The sequence below is a fragment of the Spirosoma areae genome (assembly GCF_054781775.1).
In genome coordinates this window covers 231659-252633 of sequence record NZ_BAAGTT010000033.1, presented here as the reverse complement: position 1 = coordinate 252633, position 20975 = coordinate 231659, and the positions used below count along the sequence as shown (strand labels likewise).

The window sequence follows — 20975 nt, the reverse complement described above, 5'->3', positions numbered from 1 at the left end:
TGTTACCCTAACCCCCTGACAGACAAGGGCTTAGTCTTGTTTATCTGCCTGTTTTCCCTGATTTGGGACTGCAAAGGTAGCCATTGCCCCACAGCTTGTCAAGACCATATGCCAAAATAAATGGTCACCTGCCAAAGCTTATTTGGTAAGTGACCAATTGTCAGCTACTTAGAGCCGGTGAAATTTTCAAACTTTTTTCAATAAATGATTTTTCTTACCCTTAGACACGAGGACATAACGGTTCTGAAGCCATTCTAAATCTACGGAAGCAGTAGGATCGCCTACTTTCGTTTTGTTGATGCTGACCGCGTTTTGCGTGATGGCACGCCGGGCTTCGCCCTTAGACGCATATACTTCGCCCCGGCTGGTAACTGATAATAAATCCGTAATGTCTTTACTATTGGCTAATTCATCAGCAGTAATTTCCGTTTGTGGGACACCGTCAAAAATAATATCGAACTCGTGGATTTGAATTGACCGCAGGGTGTCGAGTGTGGCTTTCCCAAACAGCACATCGGACGCTTTTACCGCCAAATCGTAGCCTGCCTGTGAGTGAACGCGTATCGTTACTTCTTTAGCAATCGCTTTTTGCAGGAGTCGCAGATGAGGTGTCTCATTGTGCTGACGTTCTACTTCGTCAATTTCTTCGTGCGTCAGGAGCGTGAACACCCGAATCAGGCGGGGGCAGTCGGCATCGGCGGTGTTGAGCCAGAACTGGTAAAATTGGTAGGGCGAGGTCATGGCTGGGTCGAGCCAGACATTACCGCTTTCGGATTTTCCGAATTTGGTGCCGTCGGCTTTAGTTACGAGGGGCGTTGTTAGGGCGAACGCCTGATGCCCTCCTTCCTGACTATCCACCGCGCCCACTTCTTTTCGGCGAATCAATTCGGTTCCGGTTGTGATATTGCCCCATTGGTCAGCGCCCCCCATCTGTAGCCTTACATGCTTGTTTTTGTAGAGCCAGTAGAAATCATAGCCCTGCAACAACTGGTAGGAGAATTCGGTAAAGGAAATCCCTGTTTCGAGCCGTTTTTTAACCGAATCCTTCGCTATCATGTAGTTGACCGTGATGTGCTTGCCTGCTTCGCGCAGAAAACCGAGAAATGAGATTTCCCGGAACCAGTCGTAATTATTGACCATTTCAGCAGAATTGGCTCCGCAATCGAAGTCAAGAAATTTGGCCAATTGCTGGCGAATACCTTCCTGATTTCGGCGCAACGTCTCTTCGGATAGGAATTCCCGTTCGGCGGCTTTGCCCGATGGGTCGCCGATCATGCCTGTAGCGCCACCAACCAGCGCAAACGGTTTGTGACCGGCTCGTTGTAAATGCACCAGCAGCATGATGGTGGCGAGGTTACCAATATGAAGCGATGCCGCTGTTGGGTCGAAGCCAATATAGCCTGCCGTCAGTTCTTTCTGAAGTTGTTCTTCAGTGCCAGGCGTCATGTCGTTCAACATGCCACGCCAGCGAAGTTCTTCGATGAAATTCATAAAGAGCATTTTTAAAGAGTGAAAAGAGTGAAAGAGTGAAAGAGCGAAAACCATCCGGCCAATTTTTCACTCTTACATTTTTTCACTCTTTAGATTTGGCAAAAGCAGCGATGAATCACCGTAACTCAGGAAACGGTAATCATTTTGTAAGGCTTCTTCATACACCCGCTTCCAATCGTTGCCGATCAAAGCGGCAATTAATAAAATTAAGGTTGAGCCAGGCTGATGGAAGTTCGTGATAATACCTTTACATAGTTTAAAGGAATAGCCGGGCATAATGTAGATGCCCGTATGCGCTATAATCGACTCCTGTTTCATATCAACCAGATAAGTCAACACGGTGGTTAGAGACAACTTTACCTCGGGCTGCTGATTGGCAGGAAGTTGATAGGCGTAATGCTGGTCGAGATGGAATGGGTCAGGGTCATTATGAAGTAGCCTCGCTCCTATCCAATACAAACTTTCCAACGCCCGCATGGATGTTGTGCCAACGGCAATCACATCGTCTACGCAGGCAAGCAGATTGCGTAAATTTGCCTGTGTGTACACGACCTGCTCGGTATGCATGTGATGCTGCCGAACATCATCGGTTTTAATGGGCTGAAACGTGCCCGCCCCGACGTGAAGTGTCAGATATTCCTGCTTAACTCCTCGTCTGGCAAGAGAATCGAGCATGGCGGGCGTGAAATGCAGGCCAGCGGTGGGCGCGGCTACGGCTCCCTCCTGTTTTGAATAAACAGTTTGGTAAGTTTCCCGGTCGGCAGCAGTGGCATCGCGTTTGAGGTAAGGTGGCAGGGGAATTTCGCCTGCGTGCTGAATAAGTTGGGCAAAGGTCAGGTCGGCTGGTTGCCAGCTTAAATGAACGGCCGATTGCTCATAATCGAACCAGGTGGCGATGAGGGTAATGGTTCCGGCAAGCGTCGTTTCCAGTGTTTCGTTGGGTTTCCATCGTTTTCGATTGCCAATCATGCCCTGCCAGACGGCAGAACCGGTGGCTTCCATTGCCAAGCTGATCGGCTGTTCAGGCGGATATGGGCTGAGCAAAAACAGTTCGATAACCGCCCCGGTTGGTTTCGTGAAATGCAGCCGCGCCGGGATGACCTTCGTATTGTTAAAGACCAGAAAACTATTTGATGGAAGCAGGTCGGCCAGGCGGGTAAATTGCTCATGGCGAATCTGGCTGTTTTGATAAACCAGCAACTTCGACGCGTCGCGTTGGGCTAAGGGGAAACGGGCAATGCGGTCGTCGGGCAAATCGTAGTGGAACTGACTCAGTACCAATTCATTCGTTTCAGTCATCATCACTGGGTTTCATAAACAAACGAATAGGTAAAGCCACCAGCACCGCCATTAAGATTGCGGTCGTGAGTGGCAACAACCAGGTGAATTCAATTTCCCGAATCGGTCGGTCGGAACGATTCAGAAACGACAGGACCATTAGCCCCAGGGCGAGCACCGTGTTGACGGCCGCCATGAGTGCGCTGAACCAGGTCGTAAAGATTTCGTTCAGTTGCGGGCGGTGCGCTGCCCAAACGGCCTGATTTGGCACAGGAATCTGGGCGGTTGGCACACGGAGGAATAATTTTGTCAGCGCGTTAATGACCGTAACGTTGACGAGAAAAATAGCGACGGCAATGTAAAAAATTGTTTCGCGGTCAATCGTCTGAACAGGTTGATTCAACGCATCAAAGCGAACGATGACATTGTCGGGAAACGAGATATAACTGTTAAACAACGCGAATAACAAACCGAGAATGGACAAAATGCGCCATATACGGACGAGAAAAATACCGGTTTTCATTGATTTGTCGTCAGTTGTTAGTCGTCAGGCGTCGGTGGTTAACGCGAAAGTTTCTCCCACGCTGATGGCTAACGACTAATGACTAACGACTTTACTTGTAGGGCACAAAGGTACGGCCCGAATGGGTGAAATCCGTTAGTTTAGCCGTTTGTTAAGCAGTTTGGTTTAAGTACAGCGATGAAAATATACACAAAAACAGGCGACAAAGGCCAAACGGCACTCATCGGCGGGCGACGGGTCAGCAAAGCCGATTTACGAATTGATGCGTATGGAACCGTAGATGAACTTAACTCGTGGATTGGTTTAGTGCACGACCAGCCGGTCAATGCCAGCCGCAGGGAGTTGCTGAACGGAATCCAGGACCGGCTCTTTACAGTTGGGGCCGAACTGGCAACCGACTCCGGGAAGGCGCCCGGGCGGGCAATGCCGGTTATTCATCCAGACGACGTTCTGCTACTCGAACAGGCAATGGATGCAATGGACACTGAGTTACCCGAACTGCGGGCTTTTATCCTGCCAGGCGGGCATCAGGCCGTTTCGTTCTGTCACCTCGCCCGCACCGTTTGCCGCCGGGCCGAACGCCTGGTAGTTGCCTTAACCAATGAGGCCGTCGTGGATGAGTTGGTGATACAATACCTCAACCGATTGTCAGACTATTTATTTGTACTAAGCCGAAAAATGGCACAGGAATTGAACGCAGAGGAAGTAGCCTGGAAACCGAGAGTGTGACTTTTTTTCAGACATACGCCATATCTCCAAGATATGGCGTATGTCTGAAAAAAAAAGTTGTCTTGACAACTAAACTTACTCAATCTTATTTTTTAGCTTTGTCGCAGCCTCTATTTCATGGGCTAACTCATTAACCACAAGCTGTTATGACGACGGACGTATTGCAAATTGAACTGCGGAAAGCGGAACGCTCCCGCCTTCAGGAGGTAGATTTTAACCATCTGCCTTTCGGAAAACATTTCTCGGACCACATGTTCGTGGCCGATTTTGTGGATGGTCAGTGGCAAAATCAGATGATTGTGCCGTTCGACAATTTCTCGCTAAGCCCTGCTCTGTCGTCGCTGCATTACGGTCAGTCTATTTTTGAAGGCATGAAAGCGTTCAAAAATGAGGCTGGCGAGGTACTTCTGTTTCGCCCACACGATAACTTTGAGCGTATGAATGAGTCGGCCCGGCGCATGTGCATGGCCACCCTGCCCGAAGAGGTATTCATAGGCGGGCTGGAAGCGTTGCTGCGTGTGGATGCCGATTGGGTACCCGACACGCCCGATAGTTCGCTTTACATTCGGCCTTATATGTTTGGTACGGACACGTTTTTGGGTGTAGCTCCCTCGAAAACGTATCGGTTCTGCATCTTCACCTGCCCGGTGGGCGCGTATTATACGAACCCGCCGAAGCTGAAAGTAGAGACTCAATACATCCGTTCGGCACCGGGGGGTGTGGGGTATGCCAAATGCGCTGGTAACTACGCCGGGTCGATGTACCCGACCCTGCTGGCCCAACAGCAAGGGTATGACCAGCTTATCTGGACCGATGCCCGCGAGCATAAGTACATTGAAGAGTCGGGCACAATGAATATCATGTTCGTTATTGATGGCAAATTAATCACCCCGGCCACGTCGGACTCAATTCTGAAAGGTGTTACCCGCGATACGATTCTTCAAATTGCCCGCTCCTGGGACATTCCGGTTGAAGAACGCTTAGTGTCTATCGACGAAGTGATCAGTGGCATCGAAACCGGGCGGTTAACGGAGGCCTTTGGCGCTGGAACGGCAGTCGTTGTTTCGCCCTATTCGCTTATCGGCTACAACGGCAAAGATTACATGCTACCCGAATTTGCACCCGAAAATTCGTTTGCCGTTCGGGTGAAGCAATACCTCACCGACCTTCGGACGGGCAAAATCGGCGACGAGTTCGGCTGGATACAGATCGTATAAGCCAATACATTTGTTACACCATAAAAAACGGCCCGGTCAGCAATTGACCGGGCCGTTTTTTATGGTGTTGTAGAATCAATTACCGATTTTCAACCAATGCCTTAAACTCATCAGCAGTTGTTTCCTGATTCACAGTGGTCAGTTGCGTTTTGGCGTATTCGATTACTTTGTCGTCGTACACCCGGTTGAAGGTACTGGTATAATTTTGCCCCTTATTTTTTTCGTCCATCAGGTAGTTGCGGGCAATGCGGTCGATGGTTTTGTTCATCTCCTCATCTTCGCCACCCATGAAGCCAAACTGTTCGCGAACCATCTGGCGAGTTACCTCCATTACCTCCTCAAATTCGACCTTAATGTCGGCTTTTTCGGCAATTTTGTTTTTAATAAGCTGGAGTTTTACCGACTTCGTGAAGTCGTCATACTGTTCGTCAATCTGCTCCGGTGTGAATTTACCTTCGTTTACTTCCAGCAACCAGTTTTTCAGAAACTCATCGGGCAGCAAAATCGGCGTGTTGTCGATCAGCGTTTTCTCAATGTCTAACCGCAGTAACTGCGCCGACTCCCGGCTGTAGTTGCCCTTGATGACATCAATTACTTTCACCCGAAACTGTTCTTCGTCGGTGACGGCCCCTACCCCGAGTACTTTATCAAAAAACTCCTGGTTTAGTTCGGCGGGTTCATGGCGGGTGATGTCGTCGATGGTAAAGGTGAATTCGCCGGTCAGGTCGGTGGCTTCATCTTTTTTCACGCCGGTTGCATTGGCGCGGGATTTCTCATCGGGGAACGCCTGTTCCAGCACAAACGTAATAACATCCTCTTTTTTCTTACCAACGAACTGTCCTTTAGCATCCTCGGCCATCTGCGCCATCGGGAAAGCAGTTTTCGCCGAGAAGTCCCCGTTTATTTCTTTCAGTTCGCCATAAATGGTATCGCCCTCACCAACCTCTTCGCCATGCGCGTGGGTATGAAACCGTTGCTGCAAATCGGCAATCGTTGACGCTACTTCTGCATCGCCCGCCTGAATTTCGTACTGTGTAAGGCTCGGCAGATCACCGAAATCGATGTCAAATTCCGACGCCAGGCCCAGTGTATAGCTGAAGGCAAAATCGGTTTGGTTATCCCAGTCGATGGCTTCGGCCTGCTCGCGGTTCGGAACGGGGTCGCCCACAACCTGCAATTTGTTTTCGCGGATATAGTCACTAACCGTTTTGCTCAGCATCGAATTAATTTCATCGACGAGAATGCCCTTGCCGTACATTTTCTGCACGAGTGAAGCCGGTACATGGCCGGGTCGGAAGCCCTTGAGTTGTACTTTCCGGCCATAATCTTTCAGTTTCTTATCTACTTCGGGTTTATAGTCGGCTGGGGTCAGCGTGATTTTCAGCGAGGCATTGGTGTCGCTGGCTTTTTCTAAGGTAATATCCACGGTTGTGTTGATTTATCCAATTAGCGAATGAGCGAATGAATGAATTAGTGAATATGTTGCCGGAGGCTATTCGCTCATTCATTCATTCGCTCATTCAAAATTAATTCAGTACGGGCGGAGGGACTCGAACCCCCATGCCTTGCGGCACCAGATCCTAAGTCTGGCACGTCTACCAATTTCGCCACGCCCGCAGGATTTAATTTTGACTGATTGACCGGGCCGCCGTTGCGGTGATTGAGTGATTGAATAATGTATACGTCAGATATTCAATTATTCTATCACCGCAACGGCGGCCCGGTCAATCAGTCAAAATTGTATTTGGCGTGCAAAAGTACGAAATTTTTCCAACTCGTCAAGCGAATAGCCGGAAGGATTTATTTTTAGTCGTGCGTTGGTCAATTTTAGATTATTATTTTGTTATCTTGGTAGTACGAGTACAACCGATAGGCTACTACCTGAAAGAACCTTATGATGAATGCCACCGAGCATCGACCCGACCGGCCTGCCAACCCGGCCGATCCCGTCATTGATTTAGAGTTGGAGCGTCAGGAAATTCTGAAATGCTACCGGCGACTGTTGCGGGCGGCTAAACCCATGCTGAAAGGCGACGATGCCAAACTGATTAAAAAAGCATTTAACACCTCTGCCGAGGCTCATAAAAACATGCGTCGGCGGTCAGGAGAACCTTATATCTATCATCCACTGGCTGTAGCGCAGATTGCCGTTGAGGAAATTGGATTAGGAACGACCAGCATCGTAGCGGCTTTGTTGCACGATGTTGTTGAAGATACCGACGCAACCATCGCCGATATTGACCGGGCCTTTGGGCCGAAAGTTGCGCGGATTATTGACGGTCTGACTAAAATTTCCGGCATTTTTGAGTACGGTTCCTCGCAGCAGGCGGAGAACTTCCGCAAAATGCTGCTGACCCTGTCAGACGATGTGCGGGTGATTCTGATCAAGCTTGCGGATCGGTTGCACAACATGCGAACGCTGGATTCGATGCCCCGCGATAAGCAGTTGAGAATTGCCTCCGAAACGATTTATATTTATGCGCCACTGGCGCACCGGCTGGGGCTCTACAGCATCAAGTCGGAGTTGGAAGATCTGTATTTAAAGCACGTTGAGCCGGAAGCGTATAAGGACATTGCCAAAAAATTACGCGAAACCCGACTGGCCCGCGACCGGTTCATTGGTCGGTTTATCGAACCCATTGAAAAAGACCTTGCCGAAACAGGCATTAGATACGTTGTCAAAGGCCGGCCAAAGTCTATTTATTCGATTTGGACCAAGCTCAACAATTCAAAAAAACCGTTCGAGGAAATTTATGATTTGTTTGCCGTCAGGATTATTCTGGATGTGCCCCCCGACGAAGAAAAAGCAGCTTGCTGGCGGGCTTATTCCATTGTTACGGACCATTACAAACCCAACCCCGATCGGTTAAAAGACTGGATCAGTACTCCGCGCACCAACGGCTATGAATCCCTTCATACTACCGTAATGAGCCGGCTGGGACAATGGGTGGAAGTGCAGATTCGTACCGAGCGAATGAACGAAATTGCCGAAAAAGGCTATGCGGCTCACTGGAAATACAAAGGCAACGATACGCAGACTGGTGCGGGCATTGAAGCCTGGATTAGTCAGGTGCGCGACATGATCGAGTCGGCGGGGAGTGGCGACAAAAAAGCGGCCATTGAATTTGTCGATGATTTTCGAAGCAATCTCTACAGCGAAGAAGTGTTTGTGTTTACGCCCAAAGGCGACCTTCAGGTGTTGCAGCGTGGGGCCACCGCTCTCGACTTTGCCTTCGACATTCACACCCAGATTGGGGCGCGCTGCATGGCAGCTAAAGTTAACAACACCCTGGTGCCCCTCAGTTACGTACTGCAAAACGGCGACCAGGTGGAAGTAATCACATCAAATCGGCAGAAGCCCAACGAGGACTGGCTTCGATTTGTGGTCACGTCGAAGGCCAGAACCAAGATTAAAGATTTAATTAAAGAAGAAAACAAGCGGTATGTAACGGATGGCCGCGAGATGGTTAATAAGCGGTTGCGGTTGCTGCGGATGGAAATGACCAATGAGGTTATCAACCAGTTGCGGGCTTATTTTGGCTCCAAAACCACCGACGATTTCTTTTACCGCATCGGAAAAGGCCACATCGACATTGGCGAACTCAAGAAATTCAAGTCGGACAAGGAAGCCAAAGAAAACCGCGCCAACAAACTCAACATTGATACCCTGCCCGACGCCAAGGCGTTTGTTAAAGAACTCAAGAAAATTCATGGTGAGCGGGTCGATGCAGATATGCTGCTCATTGGCGAGGATATGGACCGCATCGACTACACGCTCTCCAAATGTTGCAACCCCATTTCGGGCGACGACGTCTTCGGGTTTGTAACCATCAACGACGGCATTAAAATTCACCGGGTTACCTGCCCCAACGCCGTTGAGTTGATGTCCAATCATGGCAACCGGATTATTAAGGCCAAATGGACATCGCAGAAAGAACTGGCCTTTCTGGCTGGCCTTCGCATTACGGGCACCGACCGGGTTGGCTTAATCAACGATGTGACGCGGGTTATCAGCAATGAACTCCTCATCAACATGCGCTCCGTAGCGATTGACTCGAAAGACGGTATCTTTGAAGGCAATATCCGGCTTTATGTTCACGACACGGCCCACCTCGACATCCTGATGCAGAAACTTGAGCGCGTTCAGGGCGTATTTGAAGTCGTGCGGTTCGATTCGTGAATGATGAATGATGAATGGTCTACAAACCGCATTCATCATTCATCATTCATCATTACTTTTGTCTTATGCCTGCGCCGACACAAACCAATTTAGAGTCAGCCCAAATGATTTTCCGGGCTTACCTCGAACGAAAAGGGCTGCGAAAAACGCCCGAACGATTCGCCATCCTCGAAGAGATTTATAACCGAAAGGACCATTTCGATGTGGACGAGTTGTACATCTCGATGAAAAACAAGAAGTACCGAGTTAGTCGGGCAACGGTCTATAATACCTTAGACGTACTTGTTGACTGCGATTTAGTGACCAAGCACCAGTTTGGCCGCAACCTGGCGCAGTATGAAAAATCATATGGCTACCGCCAGCACGACCACCTGATTTGCACGGACTGCCACAAGGTGATGGAGTTCTGCGACCCCCGCGTTCAGAACATCCAGAACATGGTAGGCGACATGCTTAAATTCAATGTAATGCACCACTCGCTAATCTTTTACGGCTCCTGCGCCCGCGACTTATGCGAAAACCGGCAGGTGACGGAGAAAGATGAACAAGGCGTTCAGGTGCCCGTTGAGGGATAATTAATGAATAATGGGTAATGAATAATTTACATCTATAAGCGCCCCACTCTACATTAATCATTTTACCTTGACGATGCCGCTTGCTCAGTTAAACATTTCGCGAATGCTGGCTCCCGATATCAACCACCCGATTATGGTTGATTTTGTGGCGCAACTCGATACCATTAATCAGTTAGCAGAACAAAGCGACGGGTTTATCTGGCGCCTGAAAGGTGATGGTAACGACGCCACCAGCCTGCGCCCGTTCGACGATGAGCGAATTATTGTGAATATGTCGGTCTGGGAATCGTTAGAAGCCTTGCAGAACTTTGTGTTTAAGAGTCTGCACACCGCCGTGATGAAAGACCGCCGGAAGTGGTTCGAGAAGCCCGACCAGATGATGACGGTGTTGTGGTGGGTTCCGGCCGGCCATATCCCAACGGTAGAGGAAGCGAAAGAACGGCTTGAGCAGCTCAATGCACAAGGTCCAGGTGCGCAGGCTTTTACGTTCCGGGAGATGTGGCCGGAGGTAGTACAGCATGATTCATTAGTTCATCTGAAAATAGCCTAAGCTTATGATACCATATGCGGAATTTATTGAGTTTATAGCTGCTGGTGTAACATCTGAGCAAATTGTCAATTTTAAACCGTCTGCGACATCGCAACGCCGGTTAGAAGAGTTATTGTCGCTGATAAGAAGCAACACGATTAGTGCCGAAGAGCGCCGTGAGCTTGACCATTTTAACGAGATGGAGCATATCATGCGGATGGCTAAAATTCGTGCCTGGAAGTATGTCGAGGGGAAATGATTACATCAGTAATGCGGTGCGACGAAAAGTAGCCGAACGGGCTGGGTATCGTTGTGAGTATTGTCTGTTAGCTGAAAAATTTATGGGGCATAGTGCTCAATTAGATCGTATCATCAGGTTGAAGCATAGAGGTACGAACACTATTGAAAAGCTGGCATATTCGTGCTGGCTATGCAATTGCAACACAGGCAGCGACATTGGCTCTATAAAGCATAGCGCAAGAGAATTTATCCGTTTCTTCGACCCAAGAATCGACGTTTGGTCGGAACATTTCCAATTGAATACGTATCGAATTGAACCCCTTTCTGACATTGGGTTGGTGACTGAGTTCATCTTTGGTTTTAATGAGAGCGAACGAATAGCCGAACGCTCAATTTTATTTTAATAAAAATGATCGATGTTTTATTAGGCCTCCAGTGGGGCGACGAAGGAAAAGGTAAAATTGTGGACGTGCTGGCTCCGCAGTATCAGGTGGTGGCCCGCTTTCAGGGTGGCCCCAATGCCGGTCATACGCTCGAATTCAATGGGTTGAAGCATGTGCTGCACCAGATTCCGTCCGGTATTTTTCGGGACGATATTCTCAACATCATCGGCAATGGCGTGGTGCTCGACCCGATTGTGTTTAAAAAAGAAATCGACGGGCTGGCCAAATACAACCTCGCCATCACCCGGAACCTCCAGATTTCGCGCAAAGCCTCTATCATTCTGCCTACGCACCGGCTGTTGGATGCGGCCTATGAGCAGGCCAAAGGCGAGTCGAAAATAGGCTCGACGCTGCGCGGTATTGGCCCCACCTATCAGGATAAAGTGGCCCGGCAGGGGTTGCGCGTTGGCGATATTCTGTCGCCCAACTTCCGGGCAAAATATGAAAAACTGGTCGCCATCCATAAGGTCATTCTGGAACAGAATAATTTTGATCATGCATCCGTATTGCCCCAGGCCGAAACCGAGTTTTTTGGCGCGGTGGAGTTTATGAAACAGTTTGAACTGAATGACAGCGAATACGCCATAAACGACGCCCTGCAAAGTGGCAAAAAAGTACTGGCCGAAGGCGCTCAGGGGTCATTGCTCGATCTGGACTTTGGTTCGTATCCGTTTGTGACCTCCTCCAGCACCATGGCTGCCGGGGCCTGCACGGGTCTGGGCGTGGCCCCGCGTCAGATTGGTGAGGTATATGGTATTTTCAAAGCCTACTGCACCCGCGTCGGCAGCGGCCCCTTCCCCACTGAACTCTACGACGAAACCGGCGAACGTATCCGGCAGGAAGGACGCGAATTTGGCGCCACCACAGGCCGCCCGCGCCGATGCGGCTGGCTCGATTTACCCGCCCTGAAATACGCCATCATGATTAACGGCGTGACGCAGTTAGTTATGATGAAGGTGGACGTGCTGAATATTTTTGATGAAATTAAGGTATGTACGCATTACGAACTACCCGACGGGTCCACCACCGAACAGATGCCCTATGATCTGTGCGACACGGCCGTAACGCCAGTCTATCAATCCTTTAAAGGCTGGCAGGCTGACCTGACCAACATCCGCTCATTCAGCCATGTCCCGGCAGAGTTGGCTACGTATGTGTACTTTCTGGAAGATACGCTGGGGCTGCCTATCAATTTTATCTCAACCAGCCCCGACCGCGAAGCCATTATCCACCGGCGGGCGGTGGTGGCTTAGGTAAGGTTATTTTGTCATTCCTCCTTTCGACTCCGCGTCCCGGTCGGAATGACAAAAAACTTCTCAAAACAAACTCTTGAGTAAGTCTAATGTCAGCAAAGAATTTTTACCAGACTTTTTACCAGAGCGACTCCCTTTTCCGGCTGGCTGGCGAGCCGTGGGGGGCCGAAACGGCTACGGCTGCTCCAACGCAGGAACCGCAGCCTATAGAAGACAATAGTCTGGACCTACTGACCGAACTGGACACCTTATCATCGGGATTAGGCGTTGCTGAGACCGGCGCCTTGCTGGTCAATACCATCCCGCCCGAACCAATTCTTCTGCCTGTTACGCCGGAACCTGTCGTTTTGATTACGTCGCCGGAGCCGTTGCCTCAGTCTGCTCCGCGACCAACCGTCCCGTCTATTTTGCCGCCCATTCAGCAGCAATCCCGGATGCCGCAACTTAACCATAAAGTGTTGCTGCTGGCCGATGAAGAACTAGACCCCAGCAATCTGCTGTTCCTGGAAAAAATTCTCAAAGCCGTGAACCTCAACATTAACGGCGTTGATTTACTGAATTTGCATGGGGTTGGCGATCTGAATTTTAACGAGTTGCTGAGCGGCAAATACATTAACCACTTCATCACGTTTGGGGTGCCTTTCGAGCGGCTTAACCTCGACATTATGATGGACCGCTATTCGCCGGTTCGGTTCGAGGGTATCACGTTCCTGATGGCCGACTCACTGCCAACTATCGAAGCTGACCAGAACTTAAAGAAACGGCTCTGGAGCGCTCTCCAGCGTATATTTGGGCCACGCTGACCAGATTCATGAGCAGCGTTCTACCGTTGCTCATGAATGGCTTGCATGAGTTGGGCACTATTTGCGTATTTACAGCCGTTTTTCTTCTAACAACCTGTTCCGGCTAACCCATCCATCGTCGGGTTTCGATAATGACGCTAACCAAACGACTTCGTTCCTTGTTTTCTGCCGAATCGTCACCAACTGCGCCAGCGAGTACGACTCTGTCGCCTTTGCCAACGATGGTTTCCGACGGACCTGTTTTGCCGAACCTGGCCGAAAATGAGCCGGTTCCAACCGCTTTGCTGACCGCTATTTCCGTAGAACCGATGCCGGGCTGGCTCGCTGATGAAGAAAATTTGCGGGATGAAGGGAGTTTGTTTGGTCTGTCGGATGCGCGGCCTGATGAGAAAATTGCTCAAATCCAGGCTTATTTCGGTCAGCAGGCCGTGCCGCTTGAGGAGGTAATCAATCAGCATACCGAGAAAATTGGCGAGCTCAATTTGTTTATCGGGCAGCGCGAAAGCCGTATAGCAACGGTACAGAATCAGATAAACGAGTTGGTCGACAGGCAACCCATCGCAACGAATCTGATACGGAACGCCGTGGGTCTACTCCTTTCAGTGATCGTATGTATTGGTAATTTCTACCTGATTGACGAGACATTGCGTCCAGCGTTCCCGAATCGCTGGATTGGCGTGGGCGTGTTTCTGGCGGGGATGTTCAATTTGTTTGGACGCACCTCGTTCTTCTACGAAACAAGCGCCCGGCTAACGGGTCGGCGGTTGGTTGAGGAACTGGGCCTGCCGTTGGCGGCAGCGGTGTTTGTGTTTGTTCAGGCCCTGCAAACACAGTCGGGCGGACAGGCAGGAAGTTTATTTTTCTTTGTGTTTTTCGTGTTTCTGCTGGCCGGAAAGCTGTTGCTAAGTACACTCACTTCCCTGCAAACCGACTTGGATACCATCCGCAAAAACCGCCAGTTGAGTCTCGATAAGGCCCAATACCTGCCACGCTGGGAAACCCAGCTTGAGCAACTTGGCCGCGAAATTGATGCCATTCGGGCCCAGAAGTGGCCCATCCTAACAGCCTTAAATCGTGCTAAAGCGCACCGGGCGTTGTTGAACACCCAGCGCGACAAGCTTGTTAACGTATTTATAAGTGAATTTGAACTCGCCCGCAGCCTGCGCGAACGGAAAAGAATGATGAATTATGAATGATAAATGATTACTCTAATCCCGTCTTATCAGTCATCAGTCATCAGTCATCAGTCATCATTAATTATGGAGCCAACCAACAACCCCGACTTTCAGCACGGCTACACGAGTGGCGTGGAGGGAGTAAACCGGGAAACATACGAAGGATATCTGTCGAGTCAGATTAACACCGACTGGCTCACCGACCGGATTCAGGAAAAACGAACCGACCTGACCACTACCGAACGGCAGTTAGCCGAAGCCACCGAAGCGAACCGAACCGCCTTTTCGGATTTACAAACCCATAAGAGTCAGGTAGATCGGTTAGACAAACTGGTTAAGCAACGCGAAGCCGACCGGCAGGCCGTAGAATCGGACCGCGACAATCTGCTGGAACGCCGGACTAAAGCCGCTCCAGACTACTCGCTGCTGGCCGGATTACTATTTTTAGTAGCGGGAATTTCGTTTCTGGCGGGCGACCTCATTATCTCGCACGAAATTGTTGCCTACGCCCTCAACATCCGCAACACCAACGAAGCCTGGGCGTTTGCGTTCGGGCTGGCCATGGTGTCAATTCTGCTAAAACCGGCCTACGACCGACTTATCGAACAACCGTATCAGGAAAACCCCGTGCAAAATCATGGCAGGTACCAGCGGTTTAAGATTGCCCTGGCTGTGTTTTCGGTGCTTACTCTGGCCGTGCTGGGTTGGTTTCGGTACGAGGCCTACCGCACGGATCAGCTCAAAGCGGCTATTAATAAATCGGTTCGACAGCTTCAGCTTAATACCGACCCTACCGCTACATCGCAGGTGATTAGTCCATCGACGCTCAACAAAATTGAGAAGCAGTTGAGCGAATCGAGCGAGCTGAATCTGGCGCTGGTTAACAGCCCGTTTGCGTTGCTGTCGTTTGTGCTGAGCGGTATTTTGTTCGCCCTGGCGGGGGCGGTATGCCTGGGTATTGCGTTGCCGGTGTTGGCATCGTTTTGGTTTCGGTGGCTGCAGGCCGACATTAAGTTAGGAAAACTACGCCGTCGCTTAAAGCGGTTGACGCGGGAAATAGCCCCGCTCGAAACTCAATTGGCGGAGCAGCGCACGCGTCAGGAGGTATTGAAGCACAACCTCGATTTGTTACCCAATCTCGATGAATTGAAAGAGCAACGCCAAACCATCACGGCTGATTTAAACGAGTTGCTGGCCGAACTGAAACTGGCCCAAACCGACAGCCGCATTAGCAACTACAACGATGGCTACGGGCAGGGCGAGGCTACCCGCTCCGGGCTGAGCGACGACGAACAGCGGCAACTGCGAAAAGAAATGCTGTCGCTGCAAAACAATCATCGCAATCGGGTCAGCGAAAACCGCCCCAACGGCACCCCGCCTGCCAACGGAACAAATGGCAAACCAAACGGATTACGCCCCTATCAAACCATTCGGAAGTTTTTGTCGGATGAACTGTGAGCGTAGGTTTATTGCCTGAATACCACTTATTTTGGCCATAACTCAAGTAGTTCTACCCTGCATGGTTTTGGTTTATCTTCGGTGTTGCTTCCACACGCTGTGCCTGCTCGGTTGCGCCGGGCTTTTGCTGAGTTGCCGGGTTAATTCGTCGTCCACCACATTAGAGCCTTCGTTCTATCGAGTCGTTCATGCGCCACAGCCGGAACTGGTGAACAAAAAGCTGTATGTGATTGACTCCGGCGATTCGCTACAGGTTATTCTGCCAACGACCTACGAACGGCGCAATTTACCCAGGAGTGCTTATCAGAATTGGGTGCTTTACAGTCGGGAAATCGACGTGGATGTGTTCACCCTGCCGTTCAAAATTCGCCCCGCCCGAACGGGTTTACCGTCTCAGCTAAATTCCAATTTCAATGCGGCCCTGTATGTAGGCCGACGGATTGATTCGTACCGGTACAGGTGGCAGCCCGTAACGCCCACGTATGATGTCCGTACATTACGTAGCCGGGGATTTGGGTATGGCCTCTTTGTTGGCATTGGTTCGGCCACCATCAACGATTTTGTCGTTCGTCAGCCAATCAGCATCGAATACGAAGGCGTTATTCTGGATGCCGGAGTAGCCGCTATTTACGACGCCCGGATTTTCAATGTCGGCCTCGCTGTAGGAATCGACTACCTGACTGATCGACATCGGCAGAACTGGATTTATCAACAGAGGCCCTGGTTTGGCGTATTGTTCGGGTTAAATCTGAATTAAAAAACACCATGGAACGCATTATCTATTACATAGTCGATGTTTTTGCCAGCTCTAAATATGAAGGAAATCAATTGGCTGTTTTTCTGGATTTGACCGATAAACTTTCCGAAAATCAAATGCAGCAAATGGCTCAGGAAATAAACTTTGCCGAAACAACTTTTATAAAGTCAATTATAAATAATCAGCGATTTGTAGTTCGCATATTTACGCCTGAACATGAAGTTCCCTTTGCCGGACATCCATCGATTGGAACCAGTTATATTATTGCTAAATTTCTCTTGCCTGACGTTACCCCAAAATTAACCTTAGCGTTAGCGCACAGCGACATAGAAATCTCAATTTTAGATCCCGACAAGCTCGACGAAAGCATCTTTTTCATGCGTCAGGCACAGCCTGAATTCCGGGATACATTTTCAATAGCAGAAGTCGCCGATGGGCTAAAAATTAAGCTTGATGACATAGAAACTTCGCTTCCCATTCAGGAAATAAGCACCGGACTTCCATACATCATCATTCCGCTCAAAAATTTAGCGGCTATGGAACGCCTATCACTCACGTATGAGTCATTCAAGGCGTTTCTACTGGCCCGAAACAAATACCGAACCAATAGTTTAACAGGCCATTCAACTTCCCTGTTTTTCTTCACAACAGAAACCTACGAACCAGCAAATACCTACAATACAAGAATGCTATTGCTTGAAAATAACAAGCTGTCCGAAGATGCCGCAACCGGCAGCGCCAATGGTTGTTTTTTAGCCTATTTATTAAAACACAAAAGCGAAAAAATGAAAGCAACTGTGGAGCAGGGTTTTCAAATGGGGCGCAAATCGTATGTATACCTTGACGGCGAGTTGGCAAACGAAATGTATCAGATCAATGTAGGTGGACGCACCAAATTAATTTCAGAAGGAGTCTGGTATGTTTGAGAAATAGCAGACCTCTAAAGGCATACAGCACAACTGAAAAGGGGGCTAAGGGATCGGAAACAACATTTGTGGTGAATTTGCGTATTGCTTAACCAAAATCCAGTATGAAAACTCGCCTGTTTTTTGTTCTTCTTTATCTTCAGGTTCAGCTAATTTCGGGACAAACTAACCCGAAAGCCCTGAAATTAGATAGCCTGAAACGTGAGCTTGCCCAGGTAAAAAGTGATACAGACCGGGTGTGGCTATATAATAAATTAATGGACGTAGCGCCTAATGCCAAAGCAGCATTGGAATACGGTCAGCAGGGGTTAGGTCTGTCAAAACACATTCGCTATGAGAAAGGCATAATTAGATGCGGTATTAAACTTGGCGCTTTCTTGGTCGAAGTGGATTACTATCGAGCCATTCCGATTCTGACGGAAATGAAACAACTCTGCGAAAAAACAAATAACCAGGTTGAGTTAGTCAGAGCATTCGGATTTTTGGGCTATGCGTATAACAAATTCGATTTTAAGAAAGCCCAATATTACTATACCCAGTGTAAACAATTGATGGTAAAGGAAAACGTACCAGAAAGCGTCTTCCCAATCACGATGGTACTTGGGCAATTCTACAAAAACTGGAACTTAGCCGACTCGGCATTAGTCTATCTTCAAAAAGCCTATCAGATTGCGTTAAAAACAAATATACCGGTGCCACCAAGTGGTTTTTACGTACATTTTGGTGTTGTTTATTACAAAAAAGGGCAATCAGACCTGGCTATGAGCTATTTCCGGCGCTCAATTGCTACCTCAACCGGAACACCCCACGGGCAATCCTACCAGGGGCTGGCGCTCATTTTTCGGGATAGAAACCAGCTTGATTCGGCCCGGTTTTACGCAAAGAAATCCCTCGAAATTCAACAGCAAAGAAACCAGACAATCTATGTCATCGAATCGGCTAACCTGCTTTTTGACCTGTATAAAACATCAAATCCCGCCGAAGCCCTCAACTACCACCTCCTTGCGTCGGCAACGAAAGACAGCCTGTTTAATCAGGAAAAAGCCAGGCAAGTCGAAAAACTGGCCTACGAAGAGCGAGAACGGGAAGCACGTACTAAACGAAGAATAGAAGCAAATCAACTGGCCTACCAAAATCAAATCAGGCTCTTTGTCTTGTCGGGCGTGCTGGTTGGCATCCTTCTGTTGGTGCTCTTCCTCTACCGAAACAACCGGCAAAAGCAGAAAGCCAACGCGCTGTTACAACGGCAGCGAGATGAGATTCACGAACAGCGAACACAACTTCAAATCGCGCTCGAAACGCTCAAATCCACCCAAACGCAACTTATTCAGCAAGAAAAAATGGCCTCTTTGGGCGAGTTGACAGCGGGCATTGCCCACGAGATTCAGAATCCGCTCAACTTCGTTACTAATTTCTCGGACGTGTCGGTGGAACTGATAGACGAACTCAAAGACGAAGTGCAGGCGGGTCATACGGATGAGGTGATGGCCCTGGCCAATGATTTGACGCAGAACCTGCAGAAAATTACCCTCCACGGCAAACAGGCCTCTTCCATCGTTAGGAGTATGCTCGAACATAGTCGTACTACCACCGGGGAACGACAGGCTACCGACCTCAACGCCCTGGCGGACGAATATTTACGGCTGGCTTATCATGGTTATCGGGCAAAAAACAAGGCGTTCAATGCTCACCTGAAAACTAATTTCGACCCCAGACTGGGCCTGCTTGATGTGGTCCCCCAGGAGATAGGCCGGGTGTTGCTCAACGTATTCAACAATGCCTTCTACGCCCTTGCCGAAAGGCAAAAACAGCAGGGAGCCAGTTATGAACCCACGGTGAGCGTTAGCACGAATCGCACGAACGGGCAAGTAGAAATTCGGGTGACAGACAACGGCATGGGGGTTCCGGAAGCAGTACGGACCAAGATTTTTCAGCCTTTCTTTACTACTAAACCTACAGGCCAGGGCACGGGGCTGGGCCTTTCGCTAAGTTATGACATTATCAGTAAAGGGCATGGTGGTACCATGACGGTGGAAACGAAGGAAGGAGCGTTTTCTGAGTTTATTATTACACTGCCAACGACTTAACAGGCTTATTGCAAGGCGGGTGGTCCGCGTTACTCACAAAACTATTCCCGCCAGCAATCCCCCCAGAATCAGGATATATGGCGGAGTTTTCGTGTATAAAAGCACGCCAATCGTGAGCATGACCACAACGACCGATGGCCAGTGAAGCGCCATTGGTTCAAAAAGGGCTATTGCCGCAGCCGCCGTCAGGCCCGTGCTGGCCGCGTTGATGCCCTCCAGCGAGGCCCGCACGACCCGGTAGCGCTTCAACTGTTCCCAAAACCGATACACAAAGAAGATGAGAAATGTGCCCGGCAGGAAAATCCCGGCGGTGGATACAAAACTGCCCCAGAACTGACCACTCAGTCCGCCATCACGCATGGAGAGTGCGCCGATGTACGACGCAAAGGCAAACACGGGTCCGGGCAGGGCCTGCACCAGCCCAAAACCCGATAGAAACTCTTCGCGGGTCAGGTAATGCTTAAACGCCACAAACTCATTGTAGAGCATGGGGGTCAACACTTGCCCCCCGCCAAACACGAAACTGCCGTTCCGGTAAAAATTCTCGAACAGCCGAACGGGCAGCAACTGCGTATAGGCCCCCAGCGTGGCTGCCCCAATGAATACCCCTAACCACAGAAAAAAATTAGCCCACTGTACGCGCAGGGGCTTTTTCTCCATTCGTTGCTGTTTTTCATAGGTCAATGCCGTGGTGACTCCCCCAATGGCAATAACGAGCGGGGTCATTACCGGCGACCGAAACATATATCCCACCAGCGCAGCCGTTAGTGCCAGCAACAGGCTCACCTTGTTTTTAATAACTTTCTGGCCAATCCGATACCCCGCCACGACCATGAAGCCCACCGCCATTGGTTGGATAAACCGGGCAAACTGCAACGATAGCTGCTGTTGTTCGAGGTAATGGATGCCCATGCCAGCAGCCGTCATCAGGCTGACAGCGGGCAATACCCAAATGAACATTGTCAGATAAGCTAAGTTTGGACCGCCAATTTTAAAACCCACTGCCGTTATGGTTTGGGTTGAGGTTGGTCCCGGTAGCACCTGACCAAGCGCATTCAGTTCCAGCAGCTCTTCCTCCGTGACATAGCGTCGTTTCTGAACCAGACGCTCGTAGAACATGGCCAAATGAACCTGCGGGCCGCCAAATGTTGTGAGCGCCAGAATCAGCACATCCTTCAAAAAGATGATGTAGCGAATCCGGCGCACAGGCTGGGCAGTCGTCAGGTAGGGTAGCATGAATAAGACAAGTCAGGCTTAGTTTTGGGAGGATTCTATTGAGTCTCGGATTCTTTAGAGTCTATTATATTGACA

At 49.6% G+C, this 20975-nt stretch carries 18 protein-coding genes and 1 tRNA gene; 13 read left to right on the top strand and 6 right to left on the bottom strand.

What is annotated here, in order from left to right:
• Positions 1-186: 186 nt before the first annotated feature.
• From tyrS to ACYVI1_RS19110, 3 genes are all read right to left on the bottom strand, one after another.
• Entirely contained in the window at positions 187-1491 is a 1305-nt protein-coding gene (gene tyrS / locus ACYVI1_RS19120; protein WP_460912336.1) for a tyrosine--tRNA ligase, read from the bottom strand.
• A gap of 72 nt (positions 1492-1563) precedes the next feature.
• Positions 1564-2790: an S-adenosylmethionine:tRNA ribosyltransferase-isomerase gene (locus ACYVI1_RS19115; protein WP_460912347.1), complete on the bottom strand. Its 1227-nt coding sequence runs from the start codon at positions 2788-2790 to the stop codon at positions 1564-1566.
• A complete protein-coding gene (locus tag ACYVI1_RS19110) occupies positions 2783-3292 on the bottom strand; it encodes a hypothetical protein (RefSeq protein WP_460912335.1) in 510 nt (169 codons plus the stop codon). Before ACYVI1_RS19110 ends, ACYVI1_RS19115 begins: the two co-directional genes overlap by 8 nt.
• A 177-nt stretch (positions 3293-3469) precedes the next feature.
• On the opposite strand from ACYVI1_RS19110, the gene ACYVI1_RS19105 reads away from it, so the two are divergent.
• Positions 3470-4021 carry a cob(I)yrinic acid a,c-diamide adenosyltransferase gene (locus tag ACYVI1_RS19105; RefSeq protein ID WP_460912334.1) on the top strand — a complete coding sequence of 184 codons (552 nt, stop codon included), beginning with the start codon at positions 3470-3472 and terminating at the stop codon, positions 4019-4021.
• A gap of 146 nt (positions 4022-4167) precedes the next feature.
• The gene (locus ACYVI1_RS19100) at positions 4168-5238 is read left to right on the top strand and encodes a branched-chain amino acid aminotransferase (RefSeq protein ID WP_460912333.1); all 1071 of its coding nucleotides are present in this window, start codon (positions 4168-4170) and stop codon (positions 5236-5238) included.
• A 79-nt stretch (positions 5239-5317) separates the two neighbouring features.
• Here ACYVI1_RS19100 and tig read toward each other — a convergent pair whose 3' ends face one another.
• Both tig and ACYVI1_RS19090 read right to left on the bottom strand, forming a co-directional pair.
• Positions 5318-6664, bottom strand: coding sequence for a trigger factor (gene tig / locus ACYVI1_RS19095; RefSeq protein ID WP_460912332.1), 1347 nt, complete (start codon positions 6662-6664; stop codon positions 5318-5320).
• A gap of 109 nt (positions 6665-6773) precedes the next feature.
• A tRNA-Leu gene (locus ACYVI1_RS19090) sits at positions 6774-6855 on the bottom strand.
• Between the two features lie 277 nt (positions 6856-7132).
• On the opposite strand from ACYVI1_RS19090, the gene ACYVI1_RS19085 reads away from it, so the two are divergent.
• The 11 genes from ACYVI1_RS19085 to ACYVI1_RS19035 all read left to right on the top strand — a co-directional run bounded on the left by ACYVI1_RS19085 (position 7133) and on the right by ACYVI1_RS19035 (position 19664).
• On the top strand, positions 7133-9418 hold the full coding sequence (locus ACYVI1_RS19085) for a RelA/SpoT family protein (protein ID WP_460912331.1): 2286 nt from the start codon (positions 7133-7135) through the stop codon (positions 9416-9418).
• 65 nt (positions 9419-9483) lie between these two features.
• The gene (locus tag ACYVI1_RS19080; RefSeq protein ID WP_460912330.1) at positions 9484-9993 is read left to right on the top strand and encodes a Fur family transcriptional regulator; all 510 of its coding nucleotides are present in this window, start codon (positions 9484-9486) and stop codon (positions 9991-9993) included.
• Between the two features lie 73 nt (positions 9994-10066).
• Complete coding sequence (locus ACYVI1_RS19075; RefSeq protein ID WP_460912329.1) at positions 10067-10543, top strand: DUF3291 domain-containing protein; 477 nt, start codon at positions 10067-10069, stop codon at positions 10541-10543.
• Between the two features lie 4 nt (positions 10544-10547).
• Positions 10548-10781: a hypothetical protein gene (locus ACYVI1_RS19070; protein WP_460912328.1), complete on the top strand. Its 234-nt coding sequence runs from the start codon at positions 10548-10550 to the stop codon at positions 10779-10781.
• Positions 10782-11171: 390 nt separating this feature from the next.
• Positions 11172-12458, top strand: a complete 1287-nt coding sequence (locus ACYVI1_RS19065; RefSeq protein WP_460912327.1) for an adenylosuccinate synthase — start codon at positions 11172-11174, stop codon at positions 12456-12458.
• Between the two features lie 89 nt (positions 12459-12547).
• On the top strand, positions 12548-13261 hold the full coding sequence (locus ACYVI1_RS19060) for a hypothetical protein (protein ID WP_460912326.1): 714 nt from the start codon (positions 12548-12550) through the stop codon (positions 13259-13261).
• A gap of 131 nt (positions 13262-13392) precedes the next feature.
• Complete coding sequence (locus tag ACYVI1_RS19055) at positions 13393-14457, top strand: hypothetical protein (RefSeq protein ID WP_460912325.1); 1065 nt, start codon at positions 13393-13395, stop codon at positions 14455-14457.
• Positions 14458-14520: 63 nt separating this feature from the next.
• On the top strand, positions 14521-15894 hold the full coding sequence (locus tag ACYVI1_RS19050) for a hypothetical protein (RefSeq protein ID WP_460912324.1): 1374 nt from the start codon (positions 14521-14523) through the stop codon (positions 15892-15894).
• A 67-nt stretch (positions 15895-15961) separates the two neighbouring features.
• Positions 15962-16651 (top strand): hypothetical protein, encoded by a 690-nt coding sequence (locus ACYVI1_RS19045; RefSeq protein WP_460912323.1) that lies wholly within the window; start codon positions 15962-15964, stop codon positions 16649-16651.
• Between the two features lie 8 nt (positions 16652-16659).
• A complete protein-coding gene (locus tag ACYVI1_RS19040) occupies positions 16660-17577 on the top strand; it encodes a PhzF family phenazine biosynthesis protein (RefSeq protein WP_460912322.1) in 918 nt (305 codons plus the stop codon).
• A gap of 104 nt (positions 17578-17681) precedes the next feature.
• Positions 17682-19664, top strand: coding sequence for an ATP-binding protein (locus tag ACYVI1_RS19035; protein WP_460912321.1), 1983 nt, complete (start codon positions 17682-17684; stop codon positions 19662-19664).
• A 33-nt stretch (positions 19665-19697) separates the two neighbouring features.
• Here the strand turns inward: ACYVI1_RS19035 and chrA are convergent, their stop codons facing one another.
• Positions 19698-20900, bottom strand: coding sequence for a chromate efflux transporter (chrA, locus tag ACYVI1_RS19030; protein ID WP_460912320.1), 1203 nt, complete (start codon positions 20898-20900; stop codon positions 19698-19700).
• Positions 20901-20975: the final 75 nt, after the last annotated feature.

Bases quoted from the DNA above. Each gene is read 5' to 3' on its own strand.
- ACYVI1_RS19040 (WP_460912322.1), top strand. From the start codon at position 16,660: ATGGAACGCATTATCTATTACATAGTCGATGTTTTTGCCAGCTCTAAA.
- ACYVI1_RS19100 (WP_460912333.1), top strand. From the start codon at position 4,168: ATGACGACGGACGTATTGCAAATTGAACTGCGGAAAGCGGAACGCTCC.
- ACYVI1_RS19115 (WP_460912347.1), bottom strand. From the start codon at position 2,790: ATGACTGAAACGAATGAATTGGTACTGAGTCAGTTCCACTACGATTTG.
- ACYVI1_RS19055 (WP_460912325.1), top strand. From the start codon at position 13,393: ATGACGCTAACCAAACGACTTCGTTCCTTGTTTTCTGCCGAATCGTCA.
- ACYVI1_RS19050 (WP_460912324.1), top strand. From the start codon at position 14,521: ATGGAGCCAACCAACAACCCCGACTTTCAGCACGGCTACACGAGTGGC.
- ACYVI1_RS19080 (WP_460912330.1), top strand. From the start codon at position 9,484: ATGCCTGCGCCGACACAAACCAATTTAGAGTCAGCCCAAATGATTTTC.
- ACYVI1_RS19035 (WP_460912321.1), top strand. From the start codon at position 17,682: ATGAAAACTCGCCTGTTTTTTGTTCTTCTTTATCTTCAGGTTCAGCTA.
- ACYVI1_RS19065 (WP_460912327.1), top strand. From the start codon at position 11,172: ATGATCGATGTTTTATTAGGCCTCCAGTGGGGCGACGAAGGAAAAGGT.
- ACYVI1_RS19105 (WP_460912334.1), top strand. From the start codon at position 3,470: ATGAAAATATACACAAAAACAGGCGACAAAGGCCAAACGGCACTCATC.
- ACYVI1_RS19060 (WP_460912326.1), top strand. From the start codon at position 12,548: ATGTCAGCAAAGAATTTTTACCAGACTTTTTACCAGAGCGACTCCCTT.
- ACYVI1_RS19070 (WP_460912328.1), top strand. From the start codon at position 10,548: ATGATACCATATGCGGAATTTATTGAGTTTATAGCTGCTGGTGTAACA.
- ACYVI1_RS19075 (WP_460912329.1), top strand. From the start codon at position 10,067: ATGCCGCTTGCTCAGTTAAACATTTCGCGAATGCTGGCTCCCGATATC.
- ACYVI1_RS19085 (WP_460912331.1), top strand. From the start codon at position 7,133: ATGATGAATGCCACCGAGCATCGACCCGACCGGCCTGCCAACCCGGCC.
- ACYVI1_RS19110 (WP_460912335.1), bottom strand. From the start codon at position 3,292: ATGAAAACCGGTATTTTTCTCGTCCGTATATGGCGCATTTTGTCCATT.
- tyrS (WP_460912336.1), bottom strand. From the start codon at position 1,491: ATGAATTTCATCGAAGAACTTCGCTGGCGTGGCATGTTGAACGACATG.
- chrA (WP_460912320.1), bottom strand. From the start codon at position 20,900: ATGCTACCCTACCTGACGACTGCCCAGCCTGTGCGCCGGATTCGCTAC.